This window comes from Luteimonas panaciterrae (assembly GCF_020511115.1).
GTDB lineage: Bacteria > Pseudomonadota > Gammaproteobacteria > Xanthomonadales > Xanthomonadaceae > Luteimonas > Luteimonas panaciterrae.
Map to the genome: position 1 here is coordinate 111,016 of NZ_JAJAVH010000015.1, position 23,152 is coordinate 134,167.

Annotated in this window: 11 protein-coding genes; 4 read left to right on the plus strand and 7 right to left on the minus strand. The window is 60.5% G+C overall.

Annotation, left to right across the window (positions count from 1 at the left end; all coding sequences use genetic code 11):
- Nucleotides 1–147 precede the first annotated feature (147 nt).
- Together LG367_RS16135 and LG367_RS16140 are read right to left on the minus strand one after the other, a co-directional pair.
- A complete protein-coding gene (locus tag LG367_RS16135) occupies nucleotides 148–8,871 on the minus strand; it encodes a glycoside hydrolase family 94 protein (protein WP_425490992.1) in 8,724 nt (2,907 codons plus the stop codon).
- Nucleotides 8,872–9,223: 352 nt separating this feature from the next.
- Nucleotides 9,224–9,634 carry a hypothetical protein gene (locus LG367_RS16140; RefSeq protein WP_226470292.1) on the minus strand — a complete coding sequence of 137 codons (411 nt, stop codon included), beginning with the start codon at nucleotides 9,632–9,634 and terminating at the stop codon, nucleotides 9,224–9,226.
- 846 nt (nucleotides 9,635–10,480) lie between these two features.
- On the opposite strand from LG367_RS16140, the gene LG367_RS16145 reads away from it, so the two are divergent.
- The 3 genes from LG367_RS16145 to LG367_RS16155 all read left to right on the plus strand — a co-directional run bounded on the left by LG367_RS16145 (nucleotide 10,481) and on the right by LG367_RS16155 (nucleotide 14,127).
- Nucleotides 10,481–11,650 (plus strand): sensor histidine kinase, encoded by a 1,170-nt coding sequence (locus LG367_RS16145; RefSeq protein ID WP_226470293.1) that lies wholly within the window; start codon nucleotides 10,481–10,483, stop codon nucleotides 11,648–11,650.
- Between the two features lie 159 nt (nucleotides 11,651–11,809).
- Nucleotides 11,810–12,265: a hypothetical protein gene (locus LG367_RS16150; RefSeq protein ID WP_226470294.1), complete on the plus strand. Its 456-nt coding sequence runs from the start codon at nucleotides 11,810–11,812 to the stop codon at nucleotides 12,263–12,265.
- 695 nt (nucleotides 12,266–12,960) lie between these two features.
- The gene (locus tag LG367_RS16155; RefSeq protein ID WP_226470295.1) at nucleotides 12,961–14,127 is read left to right on the plus strand and encodes a M23 family metallopeptidase; all 1,167 of its coding nucleotides are present in this window, start codon (nucleotides 12,961–12,963) and stop codon (nucleotides 14,125–14,127) included.
- 311 nt (nucleotides 14,128–14,438) lie between these two features.
- Here LG367_RS16155 and LG367_RS16160 read toward each other — a convergent pair whose 3' ends face one another.
- From LG367_RS16160 to LG367_RS16175, 5 genes are all read right to left on the minus strand, one after another.
- Complete coding sequence (locus LG367_RS16160) at nucleotides 14,439–15,623, minus strand: hypothetical protein (protein ID WP_226470296.1); 1,185 nt, start codon at nucleotides 15,621–15,623, stop codon at nucleotides 14,439–14,441.
- A gap of 10 nt (nucleotides 15,624–15,633) precedes the next feature.
- Nucleotides 15,634–17,436, minus strand: coding sequence for a hypothetical protein (locus tag LG367_RS16165; RefSeq protein ID WP_226470297.1), 1,803 nt, complete (start codon nucleotides 17,434–17,436; stop codon nucleotides 15,634–15,636).
- 7 nt (nucleotides 17,437–17,443) lie between these two features.
- On the minus strand, nucleotides 17,444–20,560 hold the full coding sequence (locus LG367_RS16170) for a hypothetical protein (RefSeq protein ID WP_226470298.1): 3,117 nt from the start codon (nucleotides 20,558–20,560) through the stop codon (nucleotides 17,444–17,446).
- A 340-nt stretch (nucleotides 20,561–20,900) separates the two neighbouring features.
- A complete protein-coding gene (locus tag LG367_RS18765) occupies nucleotides 20,901–21,053 on the minus strand; it encodes a DUF6988 family protein (protein ID WP_425490995.1) in 153 nt (50 codons plus the stop codon).
- A gap of 6 nt (nucleotides 21,054–21,059) precedes the next feature.
- Entirely contained in the window at nucleotides 21,060–21,476 is a 417-nt protein-coding gene (locus LG367_RS16175) for a hypothetical protein (protein WP_226470299.1), read from the minus strand.
- 61 nt (nucleotides 21,477–21,537) lie between these two features.
- Here LG367_RS16175 and LG367_RS16180 point away from each other — a divergent pair, with 61 nt between their 5' ends.
- Nucleotides 21,538–22,917, plus strand: a complete 1,380-nt coding sequence (locus tag LG367_RS16180) for a hypothetical protein (protein WP_226470300.1) — start codon at nucleotides 21,538–21,540, stop codon at nucleotides 22,915–22,917.
- The last annotated feature ends 235 nt before the right edge of the window (nucleotides 22,918–23,152 follow it).

The window sequence follows — 23,152 nt, forward strand, 5'->3', positions numbered from 1 at the left end:
GATCATGCTCTTCAACGTGATCCAGTATCTGTTGCGCAAGCGCACTGAACTGTGGCCAGAACAATTTTTCATGGCGAGGGGTCTGTAGCCATGATGGGAGCATGTCTGCCAGGTGATCGAGTTCCGTGTCTAGTTGCGCCCGCGTATTCATGTCATATGGCGCGGCCAATACGCCTCTACCTGATGCGCGGCGCCATCATCAACCAGCTGGAATTGGAAGTCAGGCTGATCTCGTCCATCCAGTCGCAGCATTGCGGGCCCTGCATCGCACTGTATTACCCGGATTGAGTAGAGGCCGGTCCCATGTCGATACTGCAGCTGGTATTCCGTCCAGTCGGCAGGCAGACAAGGTTTCAGCGACAGTCTGTCGCCTTTGCGCTGCAGTCCCAGAAGGGATTCGATCAAGAGTCGGTACATCCAGCCTGCCGAGCCGGTATACCAAGTCCATCCGCCGCGGCCGACATGCGGCGCCACGCCGTAAACATCCGCGGCCAACACATACGGTTCTACTTTATAGATCGCGGTGGCGTCTGTGCCCTGGGTGTGATGGATGGGATTGATCATGCGTGCCAGCTCCCACGCCCGTACCGCATCTCCCTGCTGGGCGAACGCCATTGCCGCCCACACCGCAGCATGCGTGTACTGGCCGCCGTTCTCGCGTACGCCGGGCACATAGCCGCGGATGTAGCCTGGATCTTTTGGCGTCTTATCAAAGGGTGGGTCTAGTAGTTGGATGATTCCAGCATCGCGCTTCACCAGGTGGCGCTCCAGCGATGTCATGGCCTGTCGCGCACGCGCGGGGTCGGCGGCACCCGACAGCACCGACCAGCTCTGCGAGATCGAATCGATCTTGCATTCATCGCTTTGGGCAGAGCCAAGCTGCGTGCCATCGTCGAACCAGGCGCGGCGATACCACTGACCGTCCCAGGCATGGGATTCCAGATTCTCGCGCAGGCGTTGCGCCTGTTCCAGGCAATAGCCGGCAAATGCGTCATCGCCACGTGCGCGTGCCACATCTACGAACTGCTGCAGAGTGTCGTAGAGGAAGAAACCCAACCACACACTTTCGCCACGGCCAGCTTCGCCGACCCGGTTCATACCGTCGTTCCAGTCTCCGGTGCCGATCAACGGCAGGCCGCGTTCGCCCAGAAGATCACATCCGCGTCGCAGCGCTAGCACGCAGTGCTGGTAGAACGATTGTTGTATGTTGGATGCGATGGGTGTGTCGTAGTAAGACTCTTCATTGGGGTTGACGGAACGTCCATCGATGAAGCGAACCTCTTCATCCAGCACGCTGAGGTCGCCGGTAATCTGCAGGTAGCGGCAGGCTGCCTGAGGTAGCCACAGGTAGTCGTCCGAGCAACGCGTGCGCACGCCGCGGCCCTGGGGTGGATGCCACCAGTGCAACACATCACCTTGCGGAAACTGGTGGGCCGCGCACAGCAACAGGTGTTCACGGGTCAGCGCCGGCTTCGCATGAACGCTCGCCATAGTGTCCTGCAGTTGGTCGCGGAAGCCGAACGCGCCACCACTTTGATAGTAACCACTGCGTGCCAGGTAGCGGCATGCCAACGTCTGATACATCAACCAACCATTCGCCAATGCATCGATGCTCGGATCTGGCGTTTTCACCTGCACGGTGGTCAGCAGCTTGTGCCAATGGGTCCGAACCGCATCTAGCGCATCGTGCGCACACTGCGCACCTTCCACTCTGCGGGCCAGAAGCAGTGCTTCACCATGGTCCTTGCCGATACCCAGGCGGAAGATCGTTTCTGACTCCTGTCCATCGGCCAGTATCAGCGGAGCCTGGATGGCGGCGCACGGGTCCAGTCCCACACCCAACCGGCCGGACAGGCGCTCGCGGCGCAAGGCCGCCGGATCGCTCAGGCTCCCGTTACGGCCCAGGAACTCCGTGCGATCGGCGGTGAAGCTGCAACCACTGGCATCGGTATCGAAGAAGGCGACGCGTCCGCCGAACTCCGTGTTGTAAGGATTGCGCGCGGTGAGGACGCCGCTAGCGGCATCTTGTTCGCTGATGATGTGCATCTGTGATTTGCTGCGGAGGTCGCCCAGTATCCATTCCACATAACCGGTCGCGGTAAGGCGGCGTTCTCGGCCGGAAAGATTGCGCACCTTCAGCACCGAGAACTTGACCGCATCCTCGAGCGCCACGTAGAGCCATAATTCGCTGGCAATGCCGTCTTCTAAATGTTCGTACACGCTATAACCGAAGCCGTGCCGCGTGCGATAAGCACCACGTCCATGATATGGCAGAGGGGTGGGCGACCACACGTGCCCGGTATCCTCATCGCGTAGATAGAACGCTTCGCCGCCGCTGTCGACGATCGGGTCGTTGTGCCATGGGGTCAGGCGGAACTCATGCGCATTCTCGAACCAGGTGTAGCCGGCCATGCTTTCGCTGACCACTGTCCCCAGCTTCTCATTTGCCAGCACGTTGGACCACGGCGCCGGTGTCGGGGCATCCGCACGCGTGATGATCACGTACTCGCGCCCGTCGGCGGAGAAGGCGCCGGTGCCATTGTCGTAGAGGAAATCATCAGCCACGGCATCGAATGGCCATGTGTCTGTCGCTTTCCTCGCATCGCTGGGAGAGGGGAGGCCGGTCAGTGCCTCTAACTGGCCGATGTCGCGCGGTTCCTCTCGCGGGCCTTCGGGCAGCAGGGGCGGAATCGTCCGCTCCGTTGGCTCGTGACGGCCGAGCTGCGCAGCCAGCGTTCCCTGTTGGTCGCTGATGATCACTCGCGCCACCGATTGCAGCAGGATGCGATCTTCATGCGACATCTGGTGACTGGGCCGCACGAAGATGCCGCCGGGGCGGTCCAGCACATTGGCTTCCGGGTCGGCCGAGATCATGCTCAGGATATGGTCCTGCAACTGCTGCCGGTAGCTCGCTTGGCTTTCGTTCCAAATCACCAAGTCGGTGCGCAGTCCTTTCAGGCGCCAATACGCATGTGCTTGCACCATCTGGCGGACCAGCTCGATGTTGTCCGCGTCGGAGATCTGCAGCAGCACGATAGGCAGATCACCGGAGATCGCATGGCCCCACAGCCCGGATTGACCACGTTGGTTCTGTAGCAGGACATCCGCGTCCGCGCGTAGAAGTGGATGTGCATAGACGATCAGCCCGGCCAGGCGCTCGTAGAGCTGCGCATCGGCCTGAGATGCATTGATCTGGCGTCTGACCACCTGGCTATGAGTCCAGGCCAGGTCGAAAACACGGTCCGCCAGGCGGCGGTCGCGGTACTTGTCGATTAGCTCGTCGCAGACGTGATGATCCATTCCCACGCCGTACACCATGTCGATCATGGCGGTTTGTCCCGGTGCCAGCTCGATGCGGCAGCGGATTGCGGCGATGGGATCCAGCACCGATCCTTCGCTGTTCGAGAGTTCCTCTTCTGCACGAAGCGCATGAGGCGCACGTGGTGTATTGCCGCGACCGAGGAAGCGCGCACGGTCGGTTTCATATGAGATCGCGCTGATGTCGGCATCATGTACCGCGATCAGGTGGAACATCCACGGCGGTACCTCGTCGTGCGCGCGAGGCCGGCGCGTGCATAGCAGCGCTTGCTTCTCCCGTACGATTTCCGACTGCACGAACAGATTGCTAAAGGCCGGATGCAGTTCGTCAGCGATGGCGGGTGCCAGAACCACCTCGGCGTAGGTGGTGATCTCGATGGTTCGCGTGCGTCGGCTGCGGTTGCTCAGGCGCAGCCGGCGCAGCTCTATGTCGTCTTCGGCGGATATTGCGATCTCCAGGTGACTTTCGTAGCCGCGCTTGCGTCCGCGGAACTCGGCTTTGGCATCAGAGAAAATCGCTTCGTACTGCTCCACTGGCACACAGGTCGGCTGCAACGAGGTGGACCAGAACTCGCCGCTTTCCACATCGCGTAGATAGCAGAAATTGCCCCAGTGGTCGCGCGTTCCATCCTCTCGCCAGCGCGTCACCGCCATGTCCTTCTGGCGGCTGTAACCGCCGCCGGCGCTTGTCAGCAGGCCGTGATAACGCCCGTTGGAGAGCAACTGCACGGCCGGGCGCGAGGCGCTCGGATTTCGGAAAATGCGTAGCTGTGTTTCAGTTTCGACCAGTGCCGCGTGCGCCCCAAGAGTCTCGGCCTCGTGCGGGTGGAACACGCCGGTATGCGGGATGCGTTCCTGTAACAGCAGCAAGGTCGCCTGAAACTCAGTATCGGCCACGAAGCGTCGCTGCATGGGCTGCTGGCGCAGCAGATGAGCGAGTGAAAGAAACCCCATGCCCTGGTGGTGGGCCATGAAGGAGCGGACCACCACGTATTCCTGCCCATGCGGCACGCGCGAGGGCGTGTAGTCGATGGATTCGTAAAAACCGAAATGGCCGCCGAACCCGAGCGATGCCATGCGTTGCAGGTTCTGGCAGGCTGCTTCAGGCGCCACCATCAACGCCATCGCGCTGGCGTATGGCGCAATCACCAGATCCTGGGCCAGCCCGCGCTTCAGGCCCAGCCCGGGTACGCCGAACGCGCGGTACTGATAGTTCATGCGCGCATCCATCGTGTTGTAGCCGGATTCCGAAACACCCCAGGGCACGTTGTGCTGCGCGCCGTGCGCGATCTGTGCTTCCACGGCGTGGTGCGATGTCTGGTCTAAAAGTGTGTCGGGATAACTGGGCATGACCAGCTGCGGCATCAGGTACTCGAACATCGATCCGCTCCACGACAGTAGCGTGGCATCGCCATTGATCTCAGTCAGCAAGCGGCCCAGCGCGAACCAGTTTTCCTGTGGAAGCTTTCCTTGTGCGATGGCCACGAAACTGCACAACCGCGCCTCGGATGCCAGCAGATCGTAATAACCGCTATCCAGGCGATGTTCGTCGAGGTTGTAGCCGATCGACAGCAGATGGCGTGAGCGGTCATAGAGAAACTCGTACTCCATCAGGGAGAACTGCCCGGCGATGTGCGCCAGACGTTCCAGTTGATGGACACGATCGCTAGCTCGCTTTCTTATGAGCGGGTTGGCGGATTTCTCCTGCAGCTCACGTAAGGTGGGCATGCGTTCGTCTTTCGCAGTCTCGGCGGGAATGTCCTGCGACGGCAAGTCGGGAACGAAAAACTTAAGCTCCGCGTATGCGGACTGGCATGCTTCGGCTAAAGCCCTTGGCCAATTGGGGGCGTTCTGGTCTTCCGATATCTCAGCGGGCCAAGCCGCCGCGATCTCGGCTGCGCATTTCATCAGTCGTGTCAGTGTGCTTTCCGCAACGTGGATGTTTGCGGGCGACTGCACCAATGCAGGCGCCAGTGTGGTGCGAAAGTCGTTCACAGCTTGCGATAGCACGTCGTTGTCGAGGCGCGCGGATTGACGTGTTTCTTCCAATACGCCGAGGGTGTCGGCCAATCCCGTGAACGTGTTGGGTGCCAACACCGGTGCGTCGGTCAACGCAAGCAGTCCTTGGCGCAGCGTCAGCAGATGGCCGGCCAGGTTGCCACTGTCGACCGTGGAAATGTAGGCGGGGGGCAGGGGGCGCAGCGTTTCGGTGTCGTACCAGTTGTAGAAATGCCCGCGATAGCGCGGCAAAATTTCCAGCGTGGTGAACACCAGGCGCGTGCGTTCCATCGCGCCGCCCGCCTGCAGGTAGCCGAAATCGTATGCCGACAGATTGGCCAACAGTGATAGACCGATATTGGTCGGCGACGTGCGGCGCGCCACCGTCAACGTGGGATGTTCCTGGATGTTGTCTGGCGGCAGCCAATGGTCCTCGGCGCGCACGTAGGTTTCAAAGAATGCCCAGGTGCGGCGTGACAGTTTTCCAAGGAACGCCAGTTGGGTCGCGGACAGATTCGCTCCGCGATAAGCGGGAGGGCGTCCCAACCACGCCATGATCGCCGGCGACAGCAGCCACAGCATCAGGAAGGGCGTGGCTCCCCAGAGTGACATCGGTTGCACGATGGCCAGCAGTACCGCGACGGCCACGGCGAACAGCGGCGCTGGCGCCATGCTGCGCAGTTCCGCTCCCATGTCGCTGCCCAGGCTGCGCTCCACTTCACTGGATGGATTCCATTGCAACAAGTGTCTGCGCGTGATCGTCATGCGCCACAATGTGCGCATGATCGCGCCTGCACTGAAAAAAGCCTCGTAGGGCAGACAGGCCAGATTGACCGCAGCACGCAGCAGTTGTCGCAGCGTGGACTTGCCCACCTGCACCAGATGGGCTTCCAGCGGCATGTCCACAGGGATGGCGAAGACATCGCGTAGTGCCGGCACCAATACCGGCGCCAGCCACAGGCTCAACAGCCATGCCGTCCATGTCAGTGGATCTGGCGAGAACATCCAACCAAGCACTAGCAGCGCGGTAGTGGCCGCCGGCACCAGGCTTCGGCGCAGATTGTCCAACAACTTGCCGCGGGACAACCAGGACAAGGGGCTGCGTTCGTAGCCACCATCGTGACGTGGCACCCAGGGCAACAACCAGGGCAGCAATTGCCAGTCGCCGCGTATCCAGCGATAACGCCGCTTGACGTCCGCGGCGTAGCGAGAAGGATAGTCTTCGAACAAGCTCACGTCGCTGACCAGTCCGGCGCGCGCGTAACAGCCTTCCAGCAGGTCATGGCTGAGGATGCGGTTGTCCGGGAAGCGATCCGCCAGCGCACGTTCGAACGCATCCACGTCGTAGATGCCCTTGCCGATGAAGGAGCCTTCGCCGAACAAATCCTGATACACGTCCGATACGGTGCGTGTATACGGATCGATGCCTGGTTCGCTGCCGAACATGCGCGCGTAGCGCGATCTCCGGCGCCCACTGAGGCTGGTGCCGACGCTGAGTTGAAGGATGCCGTATCCGCGCACCACGCGCCGTTGATGTGCATCGAAGCAGGCCTGGTTGAGCGGATGGGCCAGGGTGCCGATGAATTTGCGCGCTGCATCGCGCGGCAGGCGGGTGTCCGTATCGAGGGTGATCACGTAACGTACCTGTGTCAGCACGTCAGTCTTGCCGACCACCTCCATAAAATCTTCGGCGGAACCACCGCGCAGCAACCGGTTCAACGCCGCCAGCTTCCCGCGTTTGCGCTCGTAGCCCATCCAGCGCCTTTCCCGCGCATTCCATACGCGCGGCCGGTGGAACAGGAAGAACAGGTCGCCACCACCTTCGTCGGTGTGCTCTGGCGCATAGCGATGGTTGAGCCGTTTGATTTGCTGCGCCGCACGCGTCAGCAATGCCGCATCGGTCGGCAGTGACGCTTGATCCGCGTCCAGGAAGTCCGTCAGTAAGGCAAAGTGCAGGTGCTGGTCGCGGTTGGCCAGGAAGCGCACTTCCAGTCCTTCGACGAGGCTGTCCACACCTTCCACGCTTCCCAGCATGCTGGGCACCACCACGAGCGTGCGCGAATCCGCGGGGATTCCTTTCGAAAAATCCATCCGTGGCAGCAGCCGTGGCGATACCAACAAGGTGGCGGCCCAGTTGACCAGGGCTATGCCCAGTTCGCTAAACGCCAGCACCGCCAACGCTGCCATCAGCCATAACGGTATGCCGTACCGGGGCTGGGCGGTGGTCAGCAATCCCCAGGTGAGCAATCCGATGATGGCGGCGATCGGAACCAGATAGGCGAGCAAGGGAAAGCGGTGAGGCCGCAAGTGCACGGGGCGGCTTGCGGGCTCGGATGCGGCGAGGGCAGCCTGCGTCTGCGCCACGCCGTCATCCACGAGGTAAAAACCCACATGCGCCTGAGGTGTGTTCGGGTCGGCATCGGCGGATGCCTGTGCCAGTCGCAGCACGATGTCCGCCACATCCTTCTCACCGACGCCTGCCTGGCGCGCGATTTTCTCCACCACGTGCCGGTAGCTGTCGCGGGTACCGAAATCCATCAGTGCGTAGATGCGGGCGGGGTCCTGGCGCAGGCTATGCTCAACCGCGCTCATGTCCTCGACGAATTCCCGCCAATCCATGTTGGCCAGGAAACGCAGGCTACCGATGCTGTTGCTGATCGAGACCTGATCGGCGGCTTGCTGCTGGCTTTCCAGGTGCACCAGTTCTTCGATGCGATGGCCGCCGTCCGCGACCCACTGCTCCAGCCAGGTGACCGGTATGGAGAGCACTCCGCCACGGCCCTGCAGTCCACGCGTCAGCTCGGAGACGAACGCGCCCGATAACGGCGGGAGGGAGCGCGCCATGTCGGCGATCACCAGTACCACGTCCTTCGGGCTTTCCGCCGCCGCCTGGTTCAATCGTTCGGCCCATTCGCTGGCCAATCGATGATCGGCGCCATCGCGCATCACACGCACCGCCATCCGTCGCAGGTTGTCGATCAGTGCGAGCCGCAGCATGATGGGGATCGCCCATAGCTCGCCCAGCTTCAGCGGGGTGATGGACTGATAAGCGGCGACGAAGCGGCTGATGGCTTCCGCATCGATGCGGCCATCGCCATGCGCGATGGCTTCGAGCGACAGATCATAGACGCGCGGCAGGCCAGCGGAAGGCCCCTGGCTCAACGACGGCAGCTGTCGGCTATAGCCTTTGGGAAGGTGCCTGCGCGCCGTGTGGATCTGCTCTTCGATCAGATAATAGTTGTCTAGCAGCCACTCGCCGGCGGGGGTGATGCGCATTTCGTCCTGCACCATCTTGGTCAGCAAAGTGCAGGCGTCATCGAGCAAGCCATCGTTCTCTGCCAAGCGATCCAGGAGGCGATCTGGACCAGGCTGCGCATGCACGCGGTGCGAGTGAGCCAACACCCGGCCGTGCGATTCCATCTGTTCGACATTGAATAGCCGCGAGCGCAGCGGTTCTTCCACCTGCAGCGCTTTTTTTGTCGCTGCGCGTCCCCAGCGCCACAAACGTCGGCGCAGACGCAACCAACGACTCAAGACCCTCCAGACCTGGGACATCAGGTACCCTTTGAGGGTGGGGCGACTAATAAGGACTCCATCGTTGCATTCAAGATGGAACAAAGACGTTAAAAGCGCGCACGTCTCCCGCCTCGTAATGTTTGCAGGCTGGCCGTGGGAGTTTTCGGCGCTTGGCCTGCGTCATCCCGTGACCGAGCACTAGCTTTGGCGCGATAACTTAACATTCTCCTGAATGTTTTCTGCTGGCCAAGGGCAGGCGCATATCTGCTTTATTAGAACAAGATGGGCTTTCCGTCCTCTCGAATCCGGCGTCGCGAACTGCGCAGACCTCAGCAAGAAATGCATCATCGTTCGCTCAATGGAAATGGCGTTCTACATCCACGCAACTGATTCAGACCGGCCTTGGCAGAAAGCGATCGAGCCCGTTGTAGCGTTCGCGCCATGCCGACATGGGCTTGGCATTAGTGCTGGGAATGCCTTGTGTCGGGAATTTCTTGGCATCCTTGATGTCCGATGCGATCAAGAATTTCAACGATGCGGATTGCTTGCGCAATAGGCGATCGTTGTCCGTCGCTGCACTCAAGTTGGCAAAGAGTTGTTCGAGAGTAATATCCTGGCCAATCTTGATGGATGCATACTCCTTCTTCACGTAGGAGGTGATCCTGTCGAAAACGCCAATGTCGGCATTCTTCAAGGGTGAGATGGCTGGCATTGCCTCACTCTCAGCGCTTTGCGCTGCGCGATCTTGTTGATGAGCGGGAGTGGTCGTGCTGGTAGCGGTGTCTCGTTCTGACGTTTTCATGGAGTTCTCTTCCAAAAATGATATGAGCGATAGTGGTCGGATTACCTCCCGATTCCGAATTGACAACGGTGCCGGATCGGTCGAAACGCAGGCCATGAACGGTCCGCTTCCTCTCCAAGGGCCTTGCAAAGGTCTTGTAGGGCGCAGCGGAATACAGGGTTGACGAGGTCCTGCGGATTGCCGCTTCTGATGCTCGTGGGGTAAGCCGATTTCGATCTCTGGAATACGAGATCATCGCGACTCATGCCCTGATCCAGCAGCTGCAGAGTAGGCTCAGTGCGGGAAGTGGGCGGAAATGCATCACCCTGAGTCGCCGTTACGACATTGCGCCGTAGTGCTTGGTGATAATGCGCTATTGCGCGTTACTAATCTGTGATTCTTCGACCAGGTTCGCATCGCGGTTACCTGACATTGTGCAGTTAGCTCGGAACGATCGTGGAAGAGGCAGCAGGTAGAGGCTCGCGTCCTGCTCGCAAGTTCAAACTGGCGCAGAGATTTGGGGGTTCGATTGCCTATACGCAATTGGTCAGTCCGATCACAGGTCAGAACTGGGAGAGGGCGTTGAGGTAGCGCCTGACCTCAAGGTGCCTGCAGCCAATGCGTTTCCGGCAGCAAGAACTACGGCCTTGACCATGCCGATGGAAACAACGGGTGACCACAGGCGCTGGCAGGGATGGCCGGACTTGCCCAAATCATCGCCGTAGGTGCCAGGCGACGAACGGACGTCCGGCTCAAGGCAGCGGACGCCCTGGTCAGGACCAAGGTCCCAGCACTGGGAAATTGACCGTCCGTCGTCCCATGGCATGGATTCGTACCCCGCCTTGCGATGTGGCGTATCGTGCTGGGATGCTGCATCAGTTCCTCAAAGCGAATCGACCGGAATTGATTGCCCGTTGCCGGGCCAAGGTGGCTGCGCGTTCGCTGCCTGGAAAGCCGGAAAGGGAGCTCGACCACGGCATCACCGTGTTTCTGGACCAGCTCATCAAGACGCTGCGGGTTGAACAATCAACGGAGCCGATGCGAAGCCGGAAAGTGTCCGGTCCAGCCGGCGGTACGCCGTCCCTGTCCGAGATGGGCGAGACGGCGGCGCAGCATGGGCGCGAATTGCTGCAGCATGGCTTCACTGTCGATGAGGTCGTTCACGACTATGGCGATCTGTGCCAAGCGGTCACGGACCTGGCCTTCGAGCAGGGCGCATCCATCGAGGTCGACGAGTTCAGGACCTTGAATCGCTGCCTGGACAATGCCATCGCCGTTGCCGTGATGGAGTTCGGGTATCAGCGTGATTTTGTCGTGGCCGACAAACAGGCCAATGAATTGAACGAGCGGCTGGGCTCCTTCGCCCATGAGCTGCGTAACCTGCTAGCCACCGCAACGCTCGCGGTGGCCGTGATCAAGGAAGGCAATGTCGGACTGTCCGGCGCGACTGGCACGGTTCTGGACCGCAGCCTGGTAGGGTTGCGCAATCTGATCGATCGTTCCCTGGCCGAAGTCCGGATGGAGGCAGGCCTGCCTGTCGAGCACCAGTTGTTCTCGCTCGCCGACTTCATTGCAGAGGTCAAGATGTCGGCGTCCCTAGAGGCGCAGCTTCACGACTGCATATTGATCGTGTCGGTGGTCGATCCGAGACTCGCGATCGCAGGCGACCACGACTTGCTCATGTCGGCGATCGGGAACCTGCTGCAGAATGCGTTCAAGTTCACCAAGCCCAATAGCGAAGTGACATTGAACGCTTACGCAGCCGCCGATCGCATCCTGATCGACGTGGAGGACAATTGCGGCGGCCTGCCTGCAGGCGATGCCGAGCGGATGTTCCGTCCCTTCATTCAGAACGATACGAACAAGTCTGGTCTAGGGCTGGGCCTGTCCATCGCGCGGCGCAGCGTCGAGGTCAACGGTGGCGTGCTAAGCGTGCGCGATGTTCCCGGCTCGGGCTGCATCTTCACCATCGACCTGCCTAGACATGCGCAGCCGGATACGACATCCAGAGCGTTTTCCGACCTAGTGCTCGGATAAAGAGCGCCTTGCATTAGATATGAGGGATAAGTCTTGCTGATCTCTGTGTCTACGGAGATTGCATACGGTGTTGGTACGCCGTTCACTAATTTCGGCTTTAAGGCGGACTTGGCGTGTTAGCGTCCGGATTAGGATGCGCTGTCTGGAAGCGTCGATCCGTTGCAACGCTTCCTTTCTTCTGAAGCATTGCATCATTTTTCCCAGAACGTAAGCGAAGCAGGAGATGTCATGGGTACGCGTTCAAGAGAATGGGCATTGCGGGATCGCCGGATTGCCGCGGGACAAAATTCCACAGCCTTGCGCAACGTTAAGGAACGCTGGCGCTATAGCGATGTCAGCAGCAGTCGGGAATTCTTCAACATGGAATCCGAACTGCACCATTGGCGTGGCGTATACGGAGATCCAAGTGGTGGCCAGATCATGGCGCGCATAGACTTCGAGCCCGCGGTCAAGCTGGGGTTGGATGCTTTCCTGCGCGCGGGAAGCAAGACCATGTGCGAGTTGGAAGAGGGGTTGTCTCAGTCCTATGAACGCACGCGAGGTGATTCACGCCTGGAGTGGCAGCAGGCCCGTCCCATCGTGGAAGCGGTGATGCGCCGGCTCAATCGTGTCTAGCCGTTGTTCACCTCTTGCCTTTGTCCTTGATCGAGTCGGATCAGGTCTTCGTAGTAGAAAATGGTGGGTCTCACCCACTGTCCTGACTAGGCCTTGCGGCATGTTCGATGCAGAGGCAGCCGGTGCACCGAGCCAATAGTGGCTTGGGCGTAGCGCGCATCTGTTTCGCCTGTGAGCAAGATGGCGAACGCCGACCAAGGGTCAACATGCCGAACCATTTGCACCGTGCCGCTAGTAGTCCACGCCTTAGCCAATCCTCATCGTGATGAAGTTCGCTCATGATGAGGGGGCAAAACTGGCTTGCCGCCCTGTTGTGGTGAAGTCGGAAAGCTGGTTTTGGCGTTTTTATCGTTCTCGACGCTAGGGTCCGAGTCGGTAGCCGAGCAGGAGCCGTCTTCTGGATTGAAGTGATCGTTACCGTTTTTTGCTGCGCACTTGTCACCGGGAATGCGCCGACGGTCTGGATTTCCTCTTCCCGGGATTGGACAGCGACACCAATGTCGGCATCCAGTTCGATGTGCGTTGGGAAGCGCGATAGCCAACCATGCGATCTGATCAACCTGTGGGGATGTTCGATAAATTGGCTTGTGTGCACCGGGATTCACTTGGAACTTTGTGCGTAGACATAACCTTGGCTTCCAACCCTAGGACCAGATGCTAGGCTTTGTCCAAGGAAGCCTAGGAGCTCCAATCAGATGATGCGCAGTCTCATTGCAATGCTCGTTCTCGCGACATCCTGCTTCGTGGTAGCGGGCCACGCGAAAAAGTCATTTGCCCCGGTAGAAGCGCGAATTCCTTTCCCGCCTAGTGCATTTGTCGGCAGTGATGGTTTGAACCATCTGGCCTATGAGATGCATATCACCAACTTCTACGACGATACCGGGCCATTGAGGCCCATGAGCTTGAAAGTCTTCGCAGACGATGCAACCAGTCCTTTGCTGACGATGTACGAGGAGCGATTGTCTCAGGTGATCAGGCCTGCGTCGTCGAATCAAGCAACTTTGCCAATTCCTCCTGGCCGACGCGCCGTTATCTTCATATGGATCACGCTGCCGATCGGTGCGGCCATACCTCATACGCTGCGCCATCACATTGATTTTATTAACGATAAGCAAGACGCCATGGTGCTTGATGGTGCAGATGTGCGTGTCAGCGACGAGCCACCGATGACGATTGGCCCGCCGTTGCGCGGAGGCCGCTGGTTGGCGCATGAAGGCCCGGGTGCCGCTCAATCGCACCATTGGGGCAGTCTGGTAGCCGCGAATGGCCGACTCACCATTCCGCAGCGTTATGCCTTTGACTTCGTCGGGCTCGATTCGACGGGGCATGCAATACGGCCGGAGGTAAAAAATATCCAGGAGTCAGCCTATGCTGACTGGATCGGTTACGGTACCGATGTGCTTGCAGTAGCTGATGGCGTCGTGCGTAGCGCCCGGGATGATGCAGAGGAGCATCGTCCTCTTGAGCCGCAACCCGAGCCCGCGTCGCTCACCACCGACGTATTGTTTGGCAATTATGTTGTGTTGGAAATCGCGCCTGGCACGTTCGCCAGCTACGCTCATTTGCGTCGCGGCAGTCTCAGAGTGAAGCCCGGCGAGCGGGTGCGTCGTGGGCAGGCGCTGGCGCAACTAGGTCAATCCGGGAACTCTGCCGCACCACATCTGCACTTCCAGTTATCGAATGCCGCGACATTCGAAGGCTCGGAAGGAGTTCCCTTCTTGTTCGATGACTTCGGATTCCTAGGCCCGGAATCTGAAGCTCAACTATTCGGGAAAGGGGAGCCGTGGAAACCAGCCGCGATCGAGCATCGCCGCGGACAGATGCCATTGAACGATGTTGTGGTTCAATTTCCGAGTCAGTGATATCGGGTTTGGTGCCCACGAAGAAACCGAATGATTGCGTGGTGCTAGCCGTCCCCGGAGGCAGACGAGCGCGCTTGCGTTCACGTGCCCAAGCGAACGGTTTACGGCTTGCATCTCATTGCCTTGGAATCCAGGCCGACACGCCCTCAACATATCCGAGCAGATCGGGCCTGAGGGACCGCTATCGACCAATTGGCGGACAGATGACCGGCGACGCCGGTGCGCCGCCTCGAACTAGTCCGGACTTGTTCCACTCGGGTCGCTATGTAAGCGTTCCGGCTTTCGAATTGTTAAAAGCGCTGTGTTATTGCCTATGGTTTTCGAAGGACTTTCAACAGCCAGTCCCGCATCTCACGCATGTCGGCTTTCGCGTACAGCACTGGCCCGGATACGGCCAACGCCGCCAACTGTTCGCGACTGCCCGCATTGGCCTCTGCGTCGACGAAAGCCGTCCTTTGATCGGAGGGTACTTTCCGCAGGCGCCTTTGGGCACTGTCCAAACGCTCTCCCAGCTCCGCCGCTTCCAGCTTGCCGAGGTTGCCCGCACTGCGCGGTGCGGAGTCCGCGGCCCAGGCGCGCGCGTCCTTCCACAGATCCAGGTTCTGATCCCATTCCTGGATCCCGACGCCGGAATCAGTCCATGTCGGGTTGAACAACAACTGCTTGCGGTCCAGTTGCTTGTAAGCGCCGTCGACGTAGCACTCGATTTTCTGGTCCGAACCGGAAGAGGCCAGCCGCACGAAGAAAGCGCCCAGCTGCGAGTCGACGCCGCCGGAGAATTTCGTCTTCGCCTCGATCCTCAACAGCACGATGTACCGACCCGCGAAAGGCATCAGGATGGCGCCGTCCACGTACTCTTTCCCGCCGAGGCGGAACCGGTCGGCGTAAACCAGTCCTTTCTTCGCCAACGACTTCGGATCGGCGCTGGCGAATTTTCCCAGGCCCTTGGTGAGCTCGATTAGGCTGGCGCGGCCGTCGTCGGTCAGGTAGACGTTGTCTCCGTTCGCATCGAAGAATCCGGTGCCGCCTGACCACCTTGTGGTCTTCGGGTCGATCCCGCCGACCGAGGAGTGCACGTAACGGACGAAGTACGACTGCATCTCGACCGCGGCATTGAGCGGCTCGGCGAGCCTGCCATGCACGCTGGGCGCCCGCAGCATCAGCCGCTCCCAAAGGCGGCCGACGAACTGGTCGACCGTGATGGTCCGGCCCTCGAAATCCTTCGCCGTCCGGGCGATGGCGTCCAGCACGGCCTTTTCGTTGGGGATGCCAGCGACGTCGCGCGGGATCGGATTCTCCCGGATGAAGCGGAGCATGTCGTCCGCATGCAATTTCGCCGCTTTCGGCTTGGCGGCCGATTCGACCGCGGCGGCTAGATTCCTGGCCCTTTTCTCGCGCTGCTTTTTCGGGAGTCCACCCGGGATGTCAGCTTCAGTCATGCCCTTGACCCGGGGAGCGACGGCACGGACGGCGCCTTTGGGCGTGTACACGCTCATGAAACTGCGCTCATGGGGCCCTCTTGACCGGGGCGAACACGATCGCGCCTTCGGTGGCCACGGCCCCGATATCGTCGGCCAGATAGTTCAGCTCGAGCGTGCGCCGGAACAGCACGATCTTGTTGGGGATCCCCAGGCGCAAGCCCAAGGCGGCATCGGCCAGGCGCGCGGTCTTCTGCTTGAGCAGCACGAGCGCGAGCTGCGCGCAGATTTCCCAGCCCATCGCGCCCATCGAGTCGAGCGTGGGCCCTATGGCGCGCAGGGTTTCGGGCGTTTCGAGTGCGAGGCCGGCGACCACCTGGCGCCACTGCTCGCGCGCGTCCGCCGATTGCGCCATCACCTCCACCACGGTCAGGGAGAGGACCAAGGCGGTCGCGATTGCATCGGCGCCTTCGATGAACGCGAAGACCGCCGCGACCCCGGCCGGCGCCGCGGCGCCGCCGCTGGCGAAGGTCAGCGCGACGAATGCGACGACCGCGGTGATGGCGGCGATCCAGTTGACGATGGCGAACAGGGTCCGGAACCGTTGTTCCTGCCCGCGCAACTCCTCCATTTCCGCTTCGAGCGCATGCAGGTAATGCGTCGCGACACAGGCATGGAACAGGCTGCGATTGCCCTTCTTTTCGCTCATGGCGTACTCGCGCACCAGCGGAAGGACGCTCAGGACGGTATTGCACTTAGGCTCGAGCGCGAACGCCAGCAACGCTTGCTCCCATGTTGCGCGCAGCGTCACCACGCGCTTCATCGCGTTGCCGAGATCCCACGATTCCAGATTGCGGCGCGCGACCACTCGTTCGGCCCCGATGAGGCCCGCCGTCCCCGATTGCCGGGACGTGTTCCAGGTCTCGCCGGTCTCGGGCGCGAGACCGCCGGGCTTGGCGGCGAGTTCCGCGACGCCGTCCAGCCGGGTGCTCGCGCATAGCGCATCGAATTGGGAGATCGCCTGTTTCAGGGTCCGCACGATTTTGCCGCCGACGAACTTCTCCCTGTCCCCGGCCGCATTGTCCGCGACGAACCAGCTGCTGGACTTGTCGAAGCAATCGGCCGTCGCATCGGCGACGAATACGGCCGCCGGACAGAGTCCGTGCAATTCGCCGAGCGCCGCCGCCGCATCCTGCATGAACTGCTTCTCGCGCTCTCCCCAGTTCTTGGCGATCAGCGGATAGTCGTTGTCGTTGACGCCGGGGACGTAATTCCGGCCCATGCCCGGCACGCTTTTGCGTTCGTCCTCGCTCTTTTTGCGTTTCCGGTTCAGCGCGTGGTACTTGTCGAGTACCGAATTAACTTTGTCCCAAGTGTCCTTGTCCGGGAACAGGAATGAATGGTCGTTGATGGAAAACCGCTTGAACGTTCCGCGCCACTCCGCCAGGCGCTTGCTCGTGTCCTGCCAGCGGCGGATCGCATGGACTCCAAGTTCGGCTTCGATCGATGCGAGTTCCATCGCGATGCGGTTGCGCAGCAACAGGCAGGCATCGCGAACCAATCCGGCCAGGGCAGGGTTGGGCGGGTTGCGCTTTTCCAGCAGGGCGAGAGTATCGAGCAGCGCCGGCCAACCCCATAGCGCATAGATCGACGCAACCTGCCGGAACAGGCTGTCGTCCACCACCAGTTCGATCTCGCGGGCATCGGCATCGGGCAGCACCGGCAGCAAGATGCCGATCCGCTGCGGTTGGGCGGATTTCCCAAGGTAGTTTGCCCAGCAATCGCGCCGCCACAGCTGCTCGACGGGAGCGAGCTCCTCGAGCAGTTGTTCGACGCTTTCCGCCGCTTCGGCGGCGCCGCCTTCGTCGAGCATGATGCTGACTGCGAGCATGGCAGGCTCAGACGGGTTGGTCGGGATCCGCGAGATCCTCCGGGATGGGGGAACTGCTGTCCTGCAGATAGACCAGGCTCGTGGGCACGCTGAACGTCCACGGATCGCCGTCCGGGGCCGCGCCGGCCAGGTCGTCCTGTTGCTTGCGGATTTCTTCGTGGATGGGAATGAATAACGGGTCGCCGATCACCGGCGACGGGCCGCCTCCCCAGGGCTCGCGCGTGGACAGGAAGTACATGACGGCGTCGTAGTACCCGGGCGTCACGGCCACCAGAACGCGCGCGGAGCCGGCGCGCAGGAAGGAGGTCATCGCGCTGTCAGCGTAGTCGAGCCGGTTCATCAGCTCGATCCATTTCTTCTGACGGCTCCAGAAGTAGGGGTAGAACAGATAGGAGATCTGCTGCCATTCGAAGGCTTGCTCGAGGAACTGGGTGAAGCGTCCCTTCTTGCGCGAATCGGGCAGATGCATGAACGGGAATTCGATATCGAAGTCGAGCGATTCGAACTTCGCATAGGGGGTTCCGTTGTCGTCGCCGGCGGAGAAGGTCGGGTAGGTCATGCCGGCCTGGCGTTCGCGGATCGGCTTCAGCGTGCGGATCAAGTCGTCGGACTCGTCCCAGTCGAACTCGTGCGCGATCATGCTCATGCACTGGCGCTTCAGCTCTTCCTTGATGACGCCGAGATTGAAGGCCTCGGAACGCCCCTGGATGAGGTCGTTGACCGTTTGGGCGCGGAGCGCATCCAGCGCCTGGAAGTACTCGTTCTTCGCCGCTTCGTAAGACGCCAGTTTGGGCGCGTTGGCGGCGGCGGCGCGCTCCTCCTCGATCCCGTGGATTTTTCTGTAGACGTCGGCCTGGAATCTGGCGGTCGACGTGTCGGTCAGAACACCGGTGATGGTGAGTTTGTAGAATTCCAGATCGTTGAAAGAGAGCGTCATGGTCGTATCGTCGCCCGGCAGGAGGACGCCGGGATTGATCGGAATGACCTTCTGCTGCATGTACCAGCCTTCCACATTGTCGTCCTGGTGGCTCCAGACTTCGGCGCCACCAAGGGTGATGACCATGCGGTTGTACTCGCTGGGATAGAGCTCGCGCTGGCCTATCCGGGAATCCGGCTCTCCCGAACCGCGGCGGCCCCGGAAATCGACGACGCCGTTGAGCCTGATCTCCGACAGCATCTTGCCCGTCGCGCCTGCGAGATGCACATTGAAGGAGTACGCCGAAGGCGCGTTCTCCGTTTCATGAGGAAACGTTGTTTTTTCGTAGTAGTTCGAGTTGTTGGCCTGGTTGATGATGTCTACGGGGATTTGCGCGACGGGGTAGGTGAACTCGGAAAGGTCGTACGAAACCGCAAGGGCATTGAACACCGCGGGTGAGATGTCCGATGGGGTCAGCACCCTGTTCTCGTAAGGATGCGGAATGGTCACCTCGTCCAGTGCAGGCGCCGTGGGAGGGCGAGGCAGCCTCATATCCTTGGCCACGGCCTGAAGCCGGGATTCGACCAGGAACGCCGCAGGCTCCGGGATGACGAACTCGATCATCCAGCGCTTGCCGTAGTTGTACAGCCGCGCCTCGTACTTCTTGTCCAGCCAGCGATAGATGCCCGAGACGTGCTTGGCCGTGGCGTCGGTATTGATGTATTTCTGCTTGTCGATATCGACCGTCTCATAGGTCGAGGTGACCGATCGGGATTGGGACGTTTTGCGCTCGACCGCTGTGACCGCCTTGTCCATGACCTCCCGGGCGAAGGCGTTGGCGCTCTTGCGGGTCGACTCCGAGGAATTCGAGTAGGCGAAGCCGGCGCCGATGCTGGTCTGGATCTTGTAGCTGCCCATGTCGTAGGCGATGTTCGTGTCGGCGTTGGCCTTGGCTTCCAGCTGCGACTTGAGGACATTCTCCGCTTCTTGCTTGATGTCGTACTTGTCGGTTGATTGACGTTCCGAAGACGTCGTCTGGCTGGAGTCGCTGGAGTAGGTCAACGTATCGACGCTGCGCTCGGTCACTTGCGAACTGCGGGTCTTTTCCTCGCCCTTCATTATGTTGACGATCTTCGCGATCTCGCCGACCCGGTAACCCCGCAGCCATTGCTTGACCACCTTCAGGTCGCCCAGATAGGGCGTGATGGCGTTGAACTTGCCGATCGAGTAGTAGCCCAGTTCGGCGACGATCGGCGGAATCACCACTTCGGCCTCCAGGCAGGTGCGCAGGTCTTCGGCGCTGCCGATGAACGCGTAGGCCTGAAGAGAGAGCGGATCGGCCCGCAGGTTCCTGTGTTCCTGGAAAATGCCTTCGAACAGCGTCGCGTAGTAGTCGATGTCCGGGAAAGCCGGAAGCTCTCCGGCCCGCGCCGCGGCGAGGCAAGCGTCGACCGCGATCAGTTCGAGCGCATGCAGCACGCGAATTCCGTCCATGATCTCGCTCAGGTCGACGTCGACGATCCGGCGCAGGATGTAGAGTTGATAGAGGGTGTCCCACAGCGCGGTGCGGGCGAGGTGGAACCGGTTGTTGTAGGTGTGCCCCTCCGATAGGTACACCATGCACCAGACGCCCTGAGAGTCGCTGAACAGCTGGTTGAGCTCGGCGATCAAGACGTTCTTGTCGAAAGCCGTCACATGCCGCAAGAGGATATCGCGTACCTGCGGCAGCCATTCCCTGGAATCCCACGCCGGCGAGTCGATCAGCCGGGTCGGCAATAGGTAGAACTTATCCCCGGTTGGGGTCGCGATATGGACCTTGTCGTCGAGCTGGCGGACGATGTCGATCGTCCTCCCGGCCACGGGCGCGGTACCGAGCTGCGGCTGCAGCATGACCATCTGTTCGAGGACGCCGGTAACGACCGCGGCGTTGACTTGCTTGGGACTGAGCCCGCCGACGACCTGGAAGACCTTTTCGTAGACCAAACGCCCCACTGCCGAATCGCTGTCTGGACGGAACGGCTCCCGGCGTGATCTTGTGACCTTGTAGTCGGCGGCTACGTCTCCGTTTTCGTCCAGGTACTCCAAGGTCTGACGCTCGAGATTGCCAGTATCCCAGACGTAGCCCCTGGTCGAACTTGGCCTGTCGGTTGCCTCCGGAGCGCGAAGCGCCATGAACTGGAAGACATTGATCTTGTCACTACTGCTCACTTCGCACCTTGAGGTTGTGTAGCGGTATACAGCATCCGGGGAGGGCTGCGTCTAGGCAGCATGGGGTGTATCGGGTAAGGACAGCGGAGAAAAAGCATTCGGACGGCCAGCCCTTCGCACTACCACGTGACCGCCCGCAAGGAGCCTTGTCTCGCGTATGGCAGTGCGACTTGCATTGGCCGTAGGCGTTCTATGCCCGCTTGGGTGCAAAACGGAAAATCGGGATAGAAGATGACATCCCTGAGCTGCCGGGTGTCCGGACAGGAATTTTCGAGTGGTCGAGAGCAAGGACTTCTGGAGGCCCGGTAGCGCGGGCATCTCTAGAAGATGCACCATCGACTTATGTTCTGCGAGCGGGCAGACAGCCTGAATAAGTGGCGCAGACGGCTATGACGTCGTTCTGAAGCTTAGGCTTCCCGGTGAGAATGGCGAGGTGCTGGAATGCCAGGACAGCAAGTCCGTTGCTGCTACGGAAAGCGGGTTCGGCTTGAATGAATTGTTAGGTGCGCTGGCCGTCATTCCGCATCGGCGCTGCGGTGAACGCGGATTGCATCAGCGTGTCCCAATCGCGGATCCGTACACCGGCGTAGATGCGTTGGGCGGCGTAGGGCGGCGAGGTGAAGCACAGCGCCGCCTGCTCGCCTTGCATCAACTGGCCGACGAGCGCGGCATCGCCGGCGTCGCCGCAGACAAGCCGATGCGCGCCAAGTTGCCAGATATCGCCGGAACGAGCGACATCTGCAGCGGATTCAGACGTGAAGTCTTCTGTTATGCACGTGGCCTTCACGCCTGCATTCGCATTTGAATCGTGTACCAAGCGGCAGTTCCGATAAGAAGATCGCGAGTTGGTGCCAGGCTTGATCGGGTTCTCGGTTTCGCTGCAAAGGCGCGTGTAGACCGGGCGTGCGGTCGCCAATGACCGTGTCACTGGGGGATACGGAATGTGCATCCGAGCTACGATCACGGCTGTGCTCGTTATGAGCGCGCTTACACTGATGCCCTTGGTCCCTGTTCATGCACAGGGATTGGGCACGCTGGGTGGCAATTTCTGCGCTGCTACCAATACCAATAACGCTGGTGCCGTCGTCGGAACATGCCGCGACGTCGATGGCCATGTGGGCGCCGTCTACTGGGCGCCGGGCACTGAACTTCCGATACCGCTGTCCACGTTGGAGCCGGACGGGCCTTGTAGTGTGTACGACATCAATAATGCTAACGTCGCTGCCGGTAATTGCGAGCAAGGTGCTGCCGGTGAGTTCTTCCCGGTACGCTGGACGCTGTCATTGCCAAGCAGTCTGCCGCAGCGATTGAATCCGCTGCTGGGGCACGTGAAGGCGCGTGCCAGGATCATCAATCATGCCGGTGTGGTGGGCGGAGCCAGTCTCGACGGCAGTGGCAGCCCGCGTGCGGTGATCTGGCGGGCAGGACAAGCCTCTGCGGTCGAACTACCCGAGTTGGGATTGTTGCCGCCGCTATTGTCCAGCAGTGCGGGATGCCAGATTGCGGACATGACTGACGATGCCAGTCCGGTCGTGGTCGGGACTTGCTCGCTGGATGAAGGCGGCAGCATTGCGGTGCAGTGGAAACCGGGCGTGCTGGGCCACACCGTAAGCCGGCTGCCGCGCCTGCCCGATGGTTCCAACTGCAGTGCGGCCGCAATCAATCAGAATGGGCAGATTGCCGGCACCTGTGAGACCGAAGACGGCGATATCGTCGCAGTACGGTGGGCGGCTGACGGCACGCTGACATATCTGGACGATCTGCAGATGTCAGGCCCGTCCCGCGAGCAACTCATGGTCGTCGACATGAATGAGGCCGGGATTATTGTCGGCAACTACCTGACGGACGAGGGGTTCAGCCGAGCGTTCGTGTGGTCACCCGTCGACGATCCAGAGAGTGAGGAGGCGCTCGATATCGGTGGGTTGGGCGGGTTCTGGACGATGGTCACCGACATTGCTGACGACGGCACCTTCACTGGTGAATCCGAGACCAGTGAGGGAGCGCTTGAGGGTCTTATCGGTAGCGTGTCACAGCCAACTGTTGGTATCGGCACGCTAGGCGGCTTTACCAGTGCGCCTGCTGCGCTCAGCGACAGCGGTAATTACCTAGTGGGCACCAGTCAGTTGCTACTAGGGTATGAACATGCATTCATCTTGTCAGCCGCGCAAAAAAAGCTAACACCCGACTCGATTTCTGAGACAGTCAACTATGCATTAGTTGGTGGCTATTGTCCGCCTCGGTCTAGAAAGCAGGTTAACCTGACGTCATATGATGATGTGGTCAGTTACGTAAAGAACGTAAGGGTTCCTCTTCGGGCCATCGGCAGAATGGTGACCAGCCCGTGTCGGAATGATTGATGTCGACGAGAACGAGCGCCGCTATGGCCGTTTAGGCCCCATTGGCGACTGATGCTCAGCTGCAATTCCCAGCAGCACTTGCGGCCAGCGCGCGCGTAATCAGCACGACTGCGCGCGCTGGCCTTACATCAGCTACCTATGGTGGTGCGCAGGGTGCGTACCTTTGTGCGAACCGGAGTTCGCACCCTGTCGCTATCGAGGTTTCGCGGCTGTGCCTCCCGCTTTGTTGCAGTGC